Genomic DNA, 15592 nt, shown 5'->3' on the forward strand with positions numbered 1-15592 from the left:
GCGGGCGCGCCCGCCGGAAAGCTGAGTCTGGCCCCGCCGATCAGATGCATCGCTTCTGCATCATTTGTGCGGTAGTGTGGTACCTCACAGGCAGAGTTCCAGTCGTCCGGCGGGGGCTGCCGAGTGTCAGCGACGGGCGACATCGACATCTAGGAGAATGTCATGGTCCGTTTCACCCCGATACCTTCGATCGGTCTGCTGGTCAGCGTGGGTGCCGCATCACTGTGCGCAGTCGGAGCAACGGCGACTGCAAATGCCGCGCCGATGACGTCATGCCCAGCGCCAGGAGCTGCCGCGATACAAACGACTGATGGTGGGTCCGCGTGCGCGGCCGAAAGCGATGCTGGGGGCGCGGCCGCTGCGTATGGGCTCGGCGGTACCGCGGATGCCGACGCCGCGGCCACCAGCCTGTCGCTGGCGATCGCTGCCAATGGCGGCGCGGCGACATCGTCGTCGCAGTACCTGTCCGGTCCTGCCGCTATCGCAGTAGGTCCTGGGGCACAGGTGAATACCACCGGAGTTCGTCCGGGGCTTTCCATTGGTATCGCTGGACCGGGAGCGGTGGTGAATGTGACCGGTACAAGCACGCCGACCTGCACGGGCGGCCTGGCCTTCGCTGGAGATTTCCAGACATGGCAAGGCTGTCTTTCGCTCGGCTGAGCACACCGAAGCATCCATGGCGTCCCGGGTTCGCTGGGATGGCGAAAGGGGTGGCGTTGGCCGAGGCAGGTGGTGGAGCAGACCAAGGGGCCGAACTGACTGTCAGCGCAATGGCCCGGACCCTTGGGATTCCAGTCGCGACGTTGCGGAGCTGGATTCAGCGCTACGACCTGGGGCCCGAACGCCGACTCCCTGGTCAGCACCGCCACTTCGGACGATCTGAGGTGGCGGTACTGAGCCGTATGGTCGACCTGGTTCGCGCTGGTGTCAGTCCGGTCAACGCCGCCAAAGCCGCACGCGCGGCGGCGGACCCGGTTCCGGTGCTCGGTGAGGTGGCGCCAGTCGTTGCCGCCGCCGAGCGGCTCGATGCTACCGAATTGCTCGCACTTTTCTCCGCGCATTGTGCGCATTTCGGAGTGGTGATGACGTGGAATCTGATGTGTCGACCGGCTTTTGCCGATGTGGTCGCCGGACAGCGGCGCGGGCGCGGGCTTATCGACGTGGAGCATGTCCTGACCTGGGCCATAACTACCGCATTGCATCGCACTGTGCCGGTGGTGCGCAACACGAAAGGGCTCATTCCGGTGCTCTTGGCGTGTATCGCGGGAGAAGGTCACGTCCTGCCGCTGGAAGCGTTGCGCGCGGCATTGGCCGAAGCCGCCATCCCGGCGCTTCTGCTCGGGGCATCGGTCCCGGGTGACGCCTTGGTCGACGCTGTTGCCAAACAACCCCGCCGCCCGATCGTCCTGTTGTGGTCACACACCGGGCACTCCGCACCGTTGCCTGATTTCGACGAAGTCCGAGCACCGGCGTTGTTGCTATTGGGCGGACCTGGCTGGACCGAACCGATCGACCTCGCCCACGCTCGCACAGTTCACACCTTGGAAGGCGCGGTCGACACCATCGTGCGGACCGTGCAGGCATCCCCCGCGGCGGATACCCGTCGCCGATCGGATTGTTTCAACGGTTAGTGGTGGGGTCGGCGACGATCAGGGGGACGGCATTGTCTTCTCCGAGCCGAAGGTCGATTCGACATAGTGAATGAGGTCGTCTCGCAGGGCGGGGAAGCCGACGTAACCGAGATAGCCGTCGGGTCGGACGACATAAACAGTGCCCGGTCCCGCGTGATACATGCGGGCGAAGTCGCCGTCGCGATCACGAACGACCGGCACGTTCGCCGGCCGGACCGGAGCTTCGGGTGCGGCGATGAGGTAGGTGTCCAGTCGGCCACCGGTCACTACCCGGACCAGCTCGACGCAGCTTTCGAGCTCATCGAGCACCGACTCGTCGCAGCTCTCGTCCACATATGCGAGAACAGTGTGGTCCGGTCCGGCGAGCAGGGTGAACAGCCGGAACGGGGAGGTCACCGCCTCTCGCGTCAGTCCGGTCGCATCGGGGGCACGGCTGCCTGCGGTTGGCGTCGGTGAGCCGGGGGCAGAACGGGCCACGATCGGGCTGTCGCGGTAGTCGATCAGCAGTTGGGCCTCGCGCCGGAGGACGTAGCCGACGTCCGTTTCGCCGGCCCCGATGCCTTCCCTGGCGTCGCGCACGGTGCGGCCGACCACTTCCTCCCCGACGGGCCTGCGTTCGGCGTCGTAGCTCGCCAACAGCTCCGGTGCGGCCGTCCCGGCGACTGCCAAGGCGAGCTTCCAGGCGAGATTGTGAGCATCCTGGATGCCGGTGTTCATGCCCTGCGCGCCTGTGGGGGGATGGATATGGGCGGCATCGCCGGCGACGAAAACCCTTCCACGGCAATAGGAGTCGACGATGCGGTGGCTGATCCGGAATGTCGAGGACCAACGCAGGTGCGACGCTGTCGTCGGCTCTGGCGCCAGCCGGTCAAGCACGGCCTGGATCTCGGAGAGTCCGGGACCGGGTCCGCTGCCGATTCCGTGCTGCACTCCGTCGGTCGCGGCGGTCTCGAGCTCCGCGGGCACCCGCATCGACACCCGGTAGCGGTTGCGGCCGGGTAGCGGGATGCACACCAGGACGTCGTCGGTGACTCCGTCGGTCTGGTGCATCGCCCGCACGCCGAAACCGCGCGGCTGCGACCAGGCCAGTTCCACGTCGCCGAGCATGTACTGCTCGGCGAAGGCCGCGCCCTCGAAGGTCAGGCCGAGCGCCTTGCGGACTGTGCTGTGCGCACCGTCGCAACCGATCACGTACCGTGCCCGGACGGTGTGCTCACCATCGGGCCCGGTGAGCACAGCATCGACGCCGTCCTTGTCCTGGGTGATCCCGACGAGCTCGGTGCCGCGCTCTATGCGCGTCCCCGTCGACTCCACTCGTTGCCAGAGAATGCGCTCGGTCGCGTACTGGGGGATTCCGATGAAACCGAACGGAACATCGGGCGGCAATGTCAGATCCAGCCGCTCCGCCTCGACCCCGTTGATGTAGACCAGCTGCCCGTGCAGCCTGATCGAGGCGTCGAGGATATCCCGGAGCACGCCCATCGACTCGAACAGCTCCAGCGTGCGGGGTTGAATTCCGACCGCCTTCGCATACTGCGGTGGAACGGCCAGCTTGTCCACGATCCGGCAGCGCACACCCCGCCGAGACAACTCGACGGCCGCGGCCGATCCCACCGGACCGGCGCCGACGATGAGGACATCGGTGTCGAACATGCGCCATCACCTCGTAGTGGAGGAATCCGCGTCAGTGTCGGTTGCTGATCGTACGCCGACCGGACAGCGATCACGCGGTGTTCCCGGCTGCGGCTCACTAATTGCGGTTGAGTAGTTTTCGCATGGCGCGTGCCGCACCTTCGACGAGTCGATCGCGTGGGAAACCGCTGCGCTGCTCGGCAGCGGCATAGTTGCCGCCTGCGACCCAGACCGGACCGTCGGCGAGATGTTCGAGACCCTCACGTGCGACGTCGCCGGGTTCGGCGACGAGCATGCCAGGAATATCGAAATTCAGCCCGGCGCGTTCCATGGCCGGGGTGCGGGTGACACCGAGAACCAACTCGACGACGTGCACGCCATGTGGCCGCAGCTCGAGCCAGAGGCCCTCGGCGAACACCCGGCTGAATGCCTTGGCGGCAGCGTAGATGCTCTGATGTTCGGAACCCATATAGCCGGCCAGCGACCCGAGCAAGACGATTCCGCCGCGGCCTCGTGCCTTCATGCCCGGACCGAAGTGGTGTGCGAGCTCCAGCTGCCGGTCGATATTGAGCGTGATGACACCCCGGAATCCGGTCAGATCACCGGTGACGAACTCGTGTCCGTAGCTATTGGCTCCTGCGTTGAAGATCAGCAAGCCGACCTCGATATCGGCGGTGGCCGAACGGATTCGGTCCACCGCGTCGGTGTCGAGGAGATCCAGCGCCAGTGTCCGTACCTCGACGCCATGGGCGCGTACCGTCGCCGCGGTGTCCTCGAGCGGACCCGGCTTGCGGGCGATGAGCACCAGATTCAGGCCGGCCTCGCTCAGCTGCTCGGCACATGCCGCGCCCACGCCCTCGGATCCGCCTGCGATCACGGCCCACGGGCCGTACTGGTTCGGGTCGATCATGGGTAGACCTTTCGTTATTTGGGGCGGCGCCACGAACGCCTGTCCCGGTGGATGAGACTGAAACGAAGGCTGATCGCGAGCGTGGGCGGTGCCGCGTGGTGCGTCCGCGCCGACGAAGATCTGCGATGATGAGGACCTGACGTCCGCCCATGTCGCGAGATGTCGCGTTGAGTGGTCGGACGGCGTGATCTCACTGAGCGGACGGACCGGACCGAACGTGGCGCGAGCCGGGCAGCATCGATCCCGACGGTGAGGGGTTGGACGAGGAAGGGGAAGCGATGCCGAGAATCGCCGAAGCGCGCGATGCTGCGGCACCGAGCTCGACCGAGCAGCATGCCCGGGTCCAGCGCATACTCGAGGCCGCTGTCGCCCTCGCCACCGAGCACGAACTCGAACGAGTCCAGATGAACGAGGTGGCCAAGCTCGCGGGCGTCGCGGTCGCCACCTTGTATCGCTACTTCCCGTCGAAGACCCACCTGTTCGTCGCGGTCATGGTCGATCAGATCGATCAGATGAGCGCAGGGTTCGCGCGCCGCCCGCGTCCCGGGTTGAGCGCCACCGCCGGAGTCCACGACACCCTGGTACGGGTGGTGCGGGCGCTGTTGCGCCGCCCGCTGCTGGCCAATGCGATGATCCAGTCCAACAGTGCCGCGAAGGCCGCGCTCGTCCCCGACACGGCGCGTGTCGAGCGGAATTTCCGGCAATTGCTCTACGACGCAGCAGGTATCGAGGAGGCGACCGAGCGGGACGCCACACTGGTGCGAGTGCTGATCCACGCGGCCTTCGGTGTCATCCAGTCCTGTCTGAACGGGCGAATCACGGTCCCGGACGCCGAGCAGGACCTGCGGGTCATGTGCGACCTCCTGCTCGCCGAATGGCCGGAATCGTTCACATAGCGAACCGCGGGCGATGGCCTCGATTCGAGGCTGTGCGATCGGTGCTGGTGGTGCCGCGATGGTGGCCGTCTCCGGCAATCCCTACCACTGAGCGAGACTGCGAACCCGCCGGGCTGTGCTTCGTGGCTAGCGTTCGGGCATCACCACGAAGGACGGCCTATGACGACTCTCTCCGTCGTGCGCACGACGATCGCCGAGATGCTGCTCGATCGGCGCGGGGACGAGCACCTCGGGGTCCGTACCCGCGAACGAGACTGGACCTGGGACGAGGTGGTTCGCGAGAGCGCCGCGCGCGGTGAGCTTGCCCGAAGGCTGCGTCGTGACGGACCGTTCCACATCGGGATCTTCCTCGACAACGTCCCCGATTTCCTGTTCTGGCTCGGCGGTGCCGCGCTGACCGGCGCGACCATCGTCGGCATCAACCCGACGCGCGGCGCCGCCGAGCTGGAGGCGGAGATCCGCTATGTCGATTGCCAGCTGATCGTCACTGACAGCGCGGGTATGTCACGGCTGCGGAAGCTCGATCTGGGACTGGATGACGATCGGTTCCTGGTGATCGACGGACCCGACTATGCCGAGTCGGTCGAGCGCCATCGGGTCGCCGATCCGGCAATGATGCCCTCGGTCGATTCCTCGTCACTGTTCCTGCTGCTGTTCACCTCTGGCACGACCGGCACCTCGAAGGCCGTCAAATGCAGTCAGGGCAGGCTGTCCCGGCTGGCGTACGCCATCGGCGAGAAGTACCACCACCATCGGGGCGACGTCGACTACTGCTGTATGCCGCTGTTCCACGGGAACGCGCTGATGGCGCTGTGGGCGCCCGCGCTCGCCAACGGCGCCACCGTGTGCTTGACCAGAAAGTTCTCCGCGTCCGGGTTCCTGCCCGACGTCAGGTATTTCGGGGCGACGTACTTCACTTACGTCGGTAAGGCCCTCGGCTATCTGATGGCCACTCCGGAGTCGCCGGACGATGCCGACAACACGCTGGTGCGCGGATTCGGGACCGAGGCCTCGCCGGAGGACCAGGCCGCGTTCGTCCGTCGCTTCGGCGCGGTGCTGTACGAGGGCTACGGGTCAAGTGAGGGGTCGGGTTCGGTGGTCCTCGATCCCGCCGCTCCCGAGGGCGCTCTCGGCCGGCCAGCGCATGCGGGGATCGCGGTGGTGAACCCCGACACGCTCGCCGAATGTGCGCGCGCGATGCTGGACGAACACGGTCGAGTGCTGAACCCGGACGAGGCGATCGGCGAAATGATCAACAAAGCCGGCGCGACCGCATTCGAGGGCTACTACAAGAACGACGCCGCTGACGCCGACCGGATCAGACACGGCTGGTACTGGACCGGCGACCTCGGGTACATCGACGAGGCGGGGTTCCTCTACTTCGCCGGTCGCAAGGGTGACTGGATTCGCGTCGACGGCGAAAACATCTCGGCCTTGACGATCGAACGCGTGCTGCGCAGGCACCCGCGGGTGATCGCGACCGGTGTCTTCGCCGTACCCGATGCGCGGTCGGGAGATCAGGTGATGGCTGCTGTCGAGCTGGAATCTCATGCGGCGTTCGATCCGCAGGAGTTCGCGGACTTCCTTTCCGGCCAACCGGATCTCGGCAGCAAAGCCACGCCGCGATTCATCCGAGTGTCGACGAACCTGCCGGTGACGGGCTCGAACAAGGTCCTCAAACGCGACTTGCAGGCGCAGTCGTGGCGCTGCGACGACCCGGTATTCCGATGGGTGGGGCGGGGTGCACCGGCCTATCACCCGATGTCGCGCACGGACAAGGACGACCTCGTCCGTGAGTTTCGGATCGCGGGACGACAGCGGCTGCTGTAGACGCCGTCGCACCCGAGGAGCGGCGTCGGTGGCCGCGCTACCGCGGCGCTGGTCATGAAAGATGGTGTGCCCCATCGGTTGTGGGGCACACGATCGCTTATCTATCGCAATGTGCTGCGGCAGCCATCGGCCATGAGCGTCTGGCCGGTCATGGACCGGGTGTCGCGACCGATGTCACCGGCGCCGCCGGCGACGATCGCGACCTTGCCGTCCAGTCTCATGCCTGCGCTTCCGGATCGCCGGTGGCCATGGCGAACTTCTCCAGTTCAGCAACGCTGTACGCGGAATACGTTTCGTAACGGCCACGACCCGAGAAGTAAGGCGTCAGCTGGCTATCGAGTTCCTCCAGGGTGAACGCCCCGCCCGCGGCATCGAAGCGCTGCTCGACCTTCGGGGCGTCCATGAGCGCGACGATCTTGCCGTAGACGACGAAGACTTGGCCGTTGATCTCGTCGGACGCCGGGGAAGCCAGGTAGTTGACCAGGGTGGCCACCCGTTCGGGCGCGAGCGGATCCAGCCCGTTGGTGGTGTGGTCGGTGAAGGTCTCGGCGGTCATCGCGGTCCGGGCGCGCGGGCAGATCGCATTGGCGCGCACGCCGTAGCGGGAAAGGCCCTGGGCCGTCGACAGGGTGAGTGCGGTGATGCCTGCCTTGGCGGCCGAGTAGTTGGGCTGTCCGGCCGCTCCGAACAGGAATGCCTCCGACGACGTATTGATCACTCGCCCGTACACGGGGCCACCCGCGGTCTTGCTCGCCTGGCGCCAGTGCACCGCGGCCGCGCGGGAGGTGGCGGCGTGGCCCTTGAGATGGACGCGGATGACGTCATCCCAGTCGGATTCGGTGAGGTTGAAAATCATCTTGTCGCGCAGGATTCCGGCATTGTTGACCAGCACGTCCAGTGAGCCGAAGGTGCTGACCGCGGTGTGCACGAGATGCTCACCGAGTGCCCAGTCCGAGACATCGCCGGTGACCGCGACCGCCTGCCCGCCGGCGGCGGTGATCTCGTCGACAACCTCGTGCGCGGCCGGTCCCATGTCATTGACCACCACCGCGGCTCCTGCGGCAGCGAGGCCGAGCGCCTCCGCCCGCCCGAGTCCTGCTCCGGCGCCGGTCACGATCGCCGTGCGGCCGTCGAGGGTCAATTGTTCAGCCATATCGGGCTCCCTGATTCGTTGAGATTTTTGCCCTTCCGATGTTACCTTGGAACAAGAATTCCTTTCAGTTCTTGCCTTCTACCATCCTCTGAGCAGCGCAGTTGGAGGAATCGATGACTATCATTGATTCAGGAGATGTCACCAGGGTTCCGAAACGGGATGTGCCCCCGTCGATGGTCGAGCGCATGACGTTGATCCTCGACGCCTTCGACGGTCGCGCCTCGCGACTGACTCTGGAAGAAGTCGCCGGACGCTCCCGGCTGCCGCGTTCCACGGTCCACCGCATCCTGCATCAGCTCGTGCAACTGAACTGGGTCGAGCACGCGGCCTTCGGCTACTGCCTGGGTGGACGTGCGCTCGGATTGGGTGGTGGCGACGGTGGACGCGACGAGATCCGCGCCGCCGCAGCGCCACTGCTACACGAACTGCACCTACAGACCGGCATGGTGGTGCACCTGACGGTGCTCGAGGGTGGTGACAGCCTGTACCTCGACAAGGTCGGCGGACGATTCGCCGCCCAGTTCCCGTCGCGGGTCGGCGGACGCGGACCCGCCTACGCCACCGCGGGTGGTAAATCGATTTTGGCGTTGCTGTCCCCGGAAACCGTTGAAAGCCTCTACCGTCGTCCGATGCGTGGTTACACCGATCGCACGATTACCAGCCTCACAGCGCTGCACGTCGAGCTCAATCGGATCAGGCAGCGTAACGGCCTCGCATTCGAGCGGGGTGAATCGGCGCGCGGAGTCGCATGTGCCGGTGCGGCCGTCCGCGGCCCGGACGGTCCCGTCGCCGGCGTCTCGTTGTGCGGTGACCAGCGCACCACGCGACTCGAGCGGGTCGCGCCGCTGGTGCTGGACGCAGCACGAGAGGTGTCGCTATCGCTGTATCCCGACCAGGAGGCACGGCCCCGCAGGGGCGGCGCCGGGACATCGAACATCTCCTCGCACCCCATGCCCGTAAACCGCCTCGTGCGAGCTTGATCAACAGGAAGAAGTGACCATGGGTCAGGTATTGGACAGGATCGAGGCCTATGCGGAGGAGATCCGCGCCGAAGGCGTCGAGGGCGACAAGCTCATGAGATTGTCCGACAAATCGGCGCAGCGGCTGCGCGAGTCTGGAGCGATCCGGATGCTGCAGCCCAAGGAGCACGGTGGGCTCGAATGTCATCCGCGTGAGTTCGCCGAAACCACGATGGCGATCGCCGCGATGGATGGCGCGGCGGGCTGGGTCACCGGCATCGTCGGTGTCCATCCGTGGGAGCTGGCCTTCGCCGATACCAGGGTGCAGGAGGAGATCTGGGGCGCCGACCAGGACACCTGGGTCGCCTCGCCGTACGCGCCGATGGGCGTGGCGACGCCGGTCGATGGCGGGTACAGGCTCACCGGGCGGTGGTCGTTTTCTTCGGGCACCGATCACTGCCGGTGGGCTTTCCTCGGCGCGATGCTCGGCGATGCGGAGGGCAAGCCCGCGATGCCCCCGACGCCGCTGCACGTGATCTTGCCCAGGTCCGATTACGAGATCGTCGAGGACTCCTGGGATGTGATCGGGCTACGCGGTACCGGCTCGAAGGATGTGATCGTGAAAGACGCCTTCATCCCCTCGTACCGGGCCCTGCCGGCCTCGGAGGTCATGGACGGGACCGCCGTGCGGCGGGCAGGCCGCACGGAGACCCTGTACCGAATGCCGTTCTCCTGCATGTTCCCGTTGGGCATCACCTCCGCGGTGGTCGGGATCGCCGAAGGTGCGCTGGCATGTCATATCGCCGCGCAGAAGGAACGGGTCGCCGTGACCGGGGTCCCGATCAAAGAGGACCCGTACGTGCTGTTCGCGATCGGAGAGGCGGCTGCCGAGATCGCGGCTTCGCGCGCGGCTCTGCTGGAGACCGTCGATCGGTTCTGGGACAAGACCGATAAGGGTATCGACATCAGCTTCGAGGAGCGAGCGATCGGCAGGCGCACTCAGACCGCGGCGGCCTGGCGGGCGGCGCGGGCGGTGGATGAGATCTTTGCCCGATCAGGCGGCGGCGCACTGCACTACAAGTTCCCGATGCAGCGGTTCTTCCGCGATATCCATGCCGGATTGGCTCATGCCATTCATGTGCCCGGTTCGATCTTCCACGCGTCGGCGCTCACCCAGCTCGGCGGGGAGCCAAAGGGTATTCACCGTTCGATGATCTGACCAGGGATCACACGCCGACTATGTCTTCGCGCCGCCCTCGTCGAGCCACGCGAGAAGTGCAGGAGGTTCCAGGATCTGCTGGATCCGAGTGTCAGCATGGTGATCATGAACGGGCGTGAGGTGATCGTGGGTGGGCCGACGAGGTCGACGGCCGACGTATCGCCGCGCGAGTCGTTCGAGATGTGGGCCTCGATCATGAGCGAGTCGGTGGTGCCCTGTTCGATGGCACCACTCGGCGATGGGCCTTTCTACGGGGAACTCACGCCGACGGTGATGTCGGAGGAGTTGTCGATCGCGGTGATCACCAATTCTGCCGAGATCGCGCGGCGTAACCGCAGGCACATCGCCAGAACGGCCGCGCCCTACGTGGTCGCCGGTCTCACTCTCTCTGGTACATCTGATTTCGCGTGCAACGGGCAGTACCTCCGGGCACCCGCTGGAACGATGTTCATCGTCGACGGTGAATTGCCGCAGGAAGCCCGGACCACCGAATACCGGGGGTTGATGATCCGGGTATCGAAACAGGCCCTCATGCGGTCGGCGGATCTGGGCGAGGACGACTTCCCGGTGACGACGGTGCTGGAGCCGGTCGCGCACGGAGCGTTGGTTATCGACTATTTCCGTCGACTGGTGACCTTGCCGCCGGAAGCGCTGCGTTCCACTGCCCTGCTGAATGCCGGGGTAGAGATCCTCGGGGCCGCGCTGGCGCTCGGCGCGGGCCATTACCCGGCGGCCTCGGCCGGTCAGGTCTTCGATCGCGAACTGGTCGTGAAATTTCTCCGTGCGCGTTTGAGTGATCCGGCATTGAATACCGAACGCATCGCGGAGGCGTGCGGGGTCTCGCGCCGGAAACTGTTCCGCGTGCTCGGTAACGACGAGGGTGGTCCGATGGCGCTGCTCCGCCGGATGCGGACCGAACTCGCATGTGAACTGCTGATCTCGGCCCCCGACCGCACGGTGGCATCCATTGCCAGCGCCTGCGGGTTCACCGGTGACCGGAATTTCTATCGGGTATTCCGTGGTGAAACCGGTATGACGCCCGCCGAATACCGGGAGAGTGTGCTGTCCTCACCCGCGTGACCGTGCCGATGACCATCTGATCGGCGGAAGAGGAATTCCGTCTTGACCGGTGACACTCCCGGTCGCTGAACGGTTGCCGGTGTCAGTGGTCATGACAGTTCGATCTCATCGGGACCGTTTCCGGCGAGGCGGGTTGTACGGTTCAATTCGCAGTTCAGACGTACTTCGAGCAGGTGACCGGAGGGGCGATCATGACTGATGTTGCGCGTTTGCTGAATTCTCGTACGGAGCGTGGACGGTATGCGCCCCCGGTGGGGGAGGACCCGTTGGGTACCGTCGCCTTGACTACCGGCGGGCTGATGTTGGCGGCAGCTGCGTTGAGCATGGTCGGTCCGCTGTTCGCGGCGCTGCTGATCGTGCGCAGCGGCGGAGGTCCCTCCGACACGGCGGCGACGATGCCGCTGGTGCTGCTGACGGTGGCGGTGGTGGTGGCGGTGACCGCGTCGTTGGGCTTGTTCGTGACGGCGTGGCGCCGCGCGCACGAGCCGGTGCCTGCGAAACCGCGACGCGGCGCAGGTCCTGGCCCAGGTGGTGCGTGATGAGCATCCCCGGTACGTCGGCGCCGCCGGACAGCATCGATTGCCGGCTCCTGCAGGTACTGACGGTCGTCGAGGACGAACACCGGTGCCGAGCGGTGACGGATCTGCTGGTGGATCGGGCGGTCAGCCGCTGGTCGGGCCGCCGAGATTGTGTCCACTTCCCGCCGCTGCAACGTTGGCGCGCTGTCGAACCCGGATATCTGGACGGCACCGAGGTATTGCCCGCCGACATCATCTGTGCAGTCGCCGCTGGGCACATACCGGACACTCGCGATCTCGCGTTCGCCCTGCGAGCGATGGTGGTCCTGCACTCCGGGTGCCCGGCGCGTGTCCAGCCGACCGTTCTCCCGAACATCCGATCGGGGGCCCTGTCCGCGTCGCCGCGCCGCGGCTTCCTGCTCTCGATCTACGGTCTGGACGAGGACGATATCCGGCTTGCGGAAGGTCTGATCGAGGCGTGCACATCGGTCGGCGCGCTGGCCGAGCTCGAACGGTTCGCGCGGTGGCTGCCGGTGCCCCTGGCCGGACAGCACACCGGCGGGCTCGACCGGACGCGTCCGTCGACGGTGGCCGCGTAGGCCGCGATCGAGCGCGGCACGAACCGTCGGTGACTGCTGTCCAGCTGACGGTCCGGATGCCATTTGTATTACGACCCGAAGGGCACGGGTCGGAATTGCTGCCGTGCACACGGTCTGGTTGTAGGGTCTGGTCCGCCTCAGAATCGCGGAGTGAGGTTTGGTGACCGACGACCAGACAAGGGGACCCGGTGATTGCCATAGACCAGAGTTTGCGGACCGAACAGCGCGGTGACGGCACGTGGCGGGCCTGGTATGTGGATTCGGAATGGATGGCGGACGGTTTCTCGAAGCAAGAAGCCGTCGCCGCGGCGCAGCAGCTTCGCCGCCGAGATATAGGTGCTGCCTGACCAAGGGAACATTGGCTATGTAGCCAGAAGATCATTCCTGCCGCTGTGACTCTGTCCAGACTGTGTGGCAGCGGCCCGTACTCGCGTGCCTGCCCGGCTATGTTCGCCCGGACAACTGCACGGCGAGAGGCATACCGGGATGGCGACTGGCACCGAAACGAAGCTGGAGCAACTACGCGGGGTGCTTGCCACCGCGGCGGAGCCGGCGGGTGCAGCGGGAATCGCCAAACGCGAAAAGAAGGGAATTCCCAGCGCGCGAGCACGGGTCAAGGCCCTGCTCGATCCGGGAACCTTCTCCGAGATCGGCGGTCTGGTACGCAATCCGCGCGACCCCGACGCGATGTACGGCGACGGTGTGGTGACCGGCCACGGACGCATCGACGGCAGGCCGGTTGTGGTGATCGCCCACGATCAGACCGTGTACGGCGGCTCCGTCGGAGAGATGTTCGGGCGCAAGCTCACTCACATTCTGCGGTTCGCCTATGAGAAGGCGTGCCCGGTGGTGACGATCAACGACTCCGGTGGCGCCCGTATCCAAGACGCCGTCGCTTCCCTCGCCTGGTTCGCGCATATGAGCCGGTGCCAGGAACGACTGTCCGGGTTCGTGCCGCAGGTCTCGATCATGCTGGGCAAATGCGCTGCCGGAGCGGTGTACGGGCCGATCAATACCGACGTGCTGGTTGCCACCGAGAAAGCGCATATGTTCGTCACCGGTCCTGAGGTGATCAAGGCTGTCACCGGGGAGGACGTGACTGCCGAAGAGCTCGGCGGCGCACAGGTGCAGGCCCGCAACGGTGTGATTCACCAGGTCTGCGAGACCGAGCAGGACGCCTTCGATTGGGCGCGTAAATATCTGAGCTATCTGCCGTCGAGCTGCATCGAAACGCCGCCGATCGTCAACCCCGGCCTCGAGCCCGAAATTACCGCGTACGACCTCGAATTGGAGTCCATCATCCCGGATTCCGACCGCGAGGGATACGACATGCACGAGATCCTGCTCCGGATCTTCGACGACGGCGACTTTCACGAGATCCGAGCGGCCAGTTCACCCAATTTGATCACCGGGTTCGCCCGCATCGATGGTCGTCCGGTCGGGGTGCTCGCCAATCAGCCGCTCGTGCTCGGGGGTGCGCTGGATGCGAAATGCTCTGATAAGGCAACCTATTTCATCCGGTTGTGCGATGCGTTCGATCTGCCCTTGATCTTCGTGGTGGATACACCGGGGATCCTGCCCGGCGTAGAGGAGGAACGAAACGGTGTCATCATTCGCGGTGGCCGGGTTCCGCGCGCCATCATCGAGGCGACTGTTCCGATCATCAACTTGGTCGTGCGCAAGGTGTACGGCGGCGCCTACGGATTCATGGCCTGCAAGCAGCTCGGCGCTGATGTGAGCTTTGCCTGGCCGACCGCACGAATCGCGGTCATCGGTGCCGAAGGCGCGGTCGATATCGTCGGGCGCCGACAGCTGCAACAGGTACCGCCCGAGCAGCGGGCCGCGGTGCGCGAGTTCATGATCGAGCAGTACAACGCCACTGTCGCCACCCCCTATGTGGCGGCCGAGCGCGGCTATATCGACGCGGTCATCGAGCCGTCCACGACGCGGCTGGAGTTGCGGCATGCGTTGCGGCTGCTGCGGGACAAAGCGGCGACGGTGGAGTTCAACCCTCGCAAGCACAGCTTGTACCCCATGTGAGTGCGGCCGGTGGACCGGTCGAGCCACTACGACACGGGGCGAATACGAGCCACACCGTCGATGGGACAGCGCTTGACGTCAGACCTGATCGTCGAAGGCTTCTGCTCGTCGACCCCTCGCCTGGACATGGGTATGCCCACCGAGCGGGCAGGGCCTGTACCGCTCGGTGGGCATCCGCCGGTTCACCTCCCACGGAACGGCGCGGGTCACCGGTTCCGTTGGGGGAGCGGCGGCCGAGCTACCCGCCGGGCCGGCCGGAGTCGGTGTCGATCCGGTCCGGTGGGTGCCGGTCTGGGGGTTGGCTAGAGTGAGCCGCCGCCGCCGATGAGCCAGGGGTTGAAGGTGCATTGCAGTTGCGGGAATTGCACGGGGTCGAGGGCGTTCAAGGCGATCGACAGCGCGCGGGGAGAATACATCATCGTCAGGTGGTCGGAGATGTCCTGTTCGCAGCCGTCTTGCAGGGTGATGTTGCGGACCGTGGCTCCCGGGCCTGGGTGCAGGAACGTCAGATCGTAGGGGTTGGTGATCTCGTCGTAGCGGGTGCCGACGATGGTGTAGTCGACACCGGGGACGGTGTCACCGCTGGCGTTGAGTTGGTTGACGAAATCGGAGCCGATGGTCTGCTGGATACCTGCGTGGCCGACGAAGATCTCGATGAACCCGAGGATGTCGATGCCGAGGTTGTTGATCGCGCGCCCCAACGCGCCGATCCCGTCGAGGCTGGTGCCGTGATGGGTGGCGCCGTAGGTGATCAGGTTCTTCACCTTCGCCGCACCACCATCGAACTTGGTGTACCAGTTCGACATCGAGCCACCCTGGGAATGCGCGACGATATCGACCTCACTGGCACCGGTCGCGGCCAGCACCCGATCCACGAACACCGACAACTGTTTCGCCGAGTCCTGGATGTAGCCGGTGCCCATCACCCCGGGCAGCACCGAGCCGAGGCCGCCGCCCTCGAGGAGGTTGGAACGACCGTAGTTGAAGGTGAAGGTGCAGAACCCGGCATCCTTGATCGGCTGGCCCATATAGGCGTACCCGTTGTAGGCGTTCATCCACGTGCCGTGGATCAACAGGACCGGGCGGGGGTGTTCGGGGGTGGGTTTGCAGTTCCAATCATTGGCA

14 protein-coding genes are annotated in these 15592 nt (G+C 65.7%); 10 read left to right on the forward strand and 4 right to left on the reverse strand.

Annotated elements, in window-relative coordinates; all coding sequences use genetic code 11:
- Nucleotides 1–162 precede the first annotated feature (162 nt).
- Together GV792_RS29945 and GV792_RS26800 are read left to right on the forward strand one after the other, a co-directional pair.
- The gene (locus tag GV792_RS29945; protein ID WP_309138657.1) at nucleotides 163–660 is read left to right on the forward strand and encodes a DUF6764 family protein; all 498 of its coding nucleotides are present in this window, start codon (nucleotides 163–165) and stop codon (nucleotides 658–660) included.
- A complete protein-coding gene (locus GV792_RS26800; RefSeq protein ID WP_256670482.1) occupies nucleotides 633–1631 on the forward strand; it encodes a MerR family transcriptional regulator in 999 nt (332 codons plus the stop codon). Before GV792_RS29945 ends, GV792_RS26800 begins: the two co-directional genes overlap by 28 nt.
- Before the next feature lie 18 nt (nucleotides 1632–1649).
- On the opposite strand, the gene GV792_RS26805 is transcribed toward GV792_RS26800, so the two are convergent.
- Nucleotides 1650–3284: an FAD-dependent monooxygenase gene (locus GV792_RS26805; protein ID WP_163827726.1), complete on the reverse strand. Its 1635-nt coding sequence runs from the start codon at nucleotides 3282–3284 to the stop codon at nucleotides 1650–1652.
- 97 nt (nucleotides 3285–3381) lie between these two features.
- Nucleotides 3382–4173: an SDR family NAD(P)-dependent oxidoreductase gene (locus GV792_RS26810; RefSeq protein ID WP_163827728.1), complete on the reverse strand. Its 792-nt coding sequence runs from the start codon at nucleotides 4171–4173 to the stop codon at nucleotides 3382–3384.
- 278 nt (nucleotides 4174–4451) lie between these two features.
- Here GV792_RS26810 and GV792_RS26815 point away from each other — a divergent pair, with 278 nt between their 5' ends.
- Together GV792_RS26815 and GV792_RS26820 are read left to right on the forward strand one after the other, a co-directional pair.
- Nucleotides 4452–5069 (forward strand): TetR family transcriptional regulator, encoded by a 618-nt coding sequence (locus tag GV792_RS26815; protein ID WP_163827731.1) that lies wholly within the window; start codon nucleotides 4452–4454, stop codon nucleotides 5067–5069.
- A 159-nt stretch (nucleotides 5070–5228) separates the two neighbouring features.
- Nucleotides 5229–6899 (forward strand): AMP-binding protein, encoded by a 1671-nt coding sequence (locus GV792_RS26820; RefSeq protein ID WP_163827733.1) that lies wholly within the window; start codon nucleotides 5229–5231, stop codon nucleotides 6897–6899.
- A gap of 217 nt (nucleotides 6900–7116) precedes the next feature.
- On the opposite strand, the gene GV792_RS26825 is transcribed toward GV792_RS26820, so the two are convergent.
- Nucleotides 7117–8052: a 3-oxoacyl-ACP reductase gene (locus GV792_RS26825; protein ID WP_163827735.1), complete on the reverse strand. Its 936-nt coding sequence runs from the start codon at nucleotides 8050–8052 to the stop codon at nucleotides 7117–7119.
- Between the two features lie 113 nt (nucleotides 8053–8165).
- Here GV792_RS26825 and GV792_RS26830 point away from each other — a divergent pair, with 113 nt between their 5' ends.
- From GV792_RS26830 to GV792_RS26855, 6 genes are all read left to right on the forward strand, one after another.
- The gene (locus GV792_RS26830) at nucleotides 8166–9032 is read left to right on the forward strand and encodes an IclR family transcriptional regulator (protein ID WP_163827737.1); all 867 of its coding nucleotides are present in this window, start codon (nucleotides 8166–8168) and stop codon (nucleotides 9030–9032) included.
- 19 nt (nucleotides 9033–9051) lie between these two features.
- Nucleotides 9052–10230 carry a hydroxylase gene (locus GV792_RS26835; RefSeq protein WP_163827739.1) on the forward strand — a complete coding sequence of 393 codons (1179 nt, stop codon included), beginning with the start codon at nucleotides 9052–9054 and terminating at the stop codon, nucleotides 10228–10230.
- Between the two features lie 105 nt (nucleotides 10231–10335).
- The gene (locus tag GV792_RS26840; protein ID WP_163827741.1) at nucleotides 10336–11310 is read left to right on the forward strand and encodes an AraC family transcriptional regulator; all 975 of its coding nucleotides are present in this window, start codon (nucleotides 10336–10338) and stop codon (nucleotides 11308–11310) included.
- A gap of 191 nt (nucleotides 11311–11501) precedes the next feature.
- Entirely contained in the window at nucleotides 11502–11849 is a 348-nt protein-coding gene (locus tag GV792_RS26845) for a hypothetical protein (RefSeq protein WP_163827743.1), read from the forward strand.
- The gene (locus tag GV792_RS26850; protein ID WP_163827745.1) at nucleotides 11849–12427 is read left to right on the forward strand and encodes a hypothetical protein; all 579 of its coding nucleotides are present in this window, start codon (nucleotides 11849–11851) and stop codon (nucleotides 12425–12427) included. The genes GV792_RS26845 and GV792_RS26850 overlap by 1 nt, the downstream gene beginning before the upstream one ends.
- Before the next feature lie 486 nt (nucleotides 12428–12913).
- Nucleotides 12914–14467, forward strand: a complete 1554-nt coding sequence (locus tag GV792_RS26855; RefSeq protein WP_163827747.1) for an acyl-CoA carboxylase subunit beta — start codon at nucleotides 12914–12916, stop codon at nucleotides 14465–14467.
- Nucleotides 14468–14769: 302 nt separating this feature from the next.
- Here the strand turns inward: GV792_RS26855 and GV792_RS26860 are convergent.
- Nucleotides 14770–15592: esterase/lipase family protein (locus GV792_RS26860; protein WP_163827749.1), on the reverse strand; the 823-nt coding region annotated here is incomplete at its 5' end.

This window comes from Nocardia cyriacigeorgica (assembly GCF_010868145.1).
GTDB classification, from domain to species: Bacteria; Actinomycetota; Actinomycetes; order Mycobacteriales; family Mycobacteriaceae; genus Nocardia; species Nocardia cyriacigeorgica_D.

Coding starts and splice junctions, on each gene's coding strand:
- GV792_RS26850 (WP_163827745.1), top strand. CDS start 11,849: ATGAGCATCCCCGGTACGTCGGCGCCGCCGGACAGCATCGATTGCCGG.
- GV792_RS29945 (WP_309138657.1), top strand. CDS start 163: ATGGTCCGTTTCACCCCGATACCTTCGATCGGTCTGCTGGTCAGCGTG.
- GV792_RS26815 (WP_163827731.1), top strand. CDS start 4,452: ATGCCGAGAATCGCCGAAGCGCGCGATGCTGCGGCACCGAGCTCGACC.
- GV792_RS26800 (WP_256670482.1), top strand. CDS start 633: ATGGCAAGGCTGTCTTTCGCTCGGCTGAGCACACCGAAGCATCCATGG.
- GV792_RS26845 (WP_163827743.1), top strand. CDS start 11,502: ATGACTGATGTTGCGCGTTTGCTGAATTCTCGTACGGAGCGTGGACGG.
- GV792_RS26840 (WP_163827741.1), top strand. CDS start 10,336: ATGAACGGGCGTGAGGTGATCGTGGGTGGGCCGACGAGGTCGACGGCC.
- GV792_RS26810 (WP_163827728.1), bottom strand. CDS start 4,173: ATGATCGACCCGAACCAGTACGGCCCGTGGGCCGTGATCGCAGGCGGA.
- GV792_RS26835 (WP_163827739.1), top strand. CDS start 9,052: ATGGGTCAGGTATTGGACAGGATCGAGGCCTATGCGGAGGAGATCCGC.
- GV792_RS26825 (WP_163827735.1), bottom strand. CDS start 8,052: ATGGCTGAACAATTGACCCTCGACGGCCGCACGGCGATCGTGACCGGC.
- GV792_RS26820 (WP_163827733.1), top strand. CDS start 5,229: ATGACGACTCTCTCCGTCGTGCGCACGACGATCGCCGAGATGCTGCTC.
- GV792_RS26830 (WP_163827737.1), top strand. CDS start 8,166: ATGACTATCATTGATTCAGGAGATGTCACCAGGGTTCCGAAACGGGAT.
- GV792_RS26805 (WP_163827726.1), bottom strand. CDS start 3,284: ATGTTCGACACCGATGTCCTCATCGTCGGCGCCGGTCCGGTGGGATCG.
- GV792_RS26855 (WP_163827747.1), top strand. CDS start 12,914: ATGGCGACTGGCACCGAAACGAAGCTGGAGCAACTACGCGGGGTGCTT.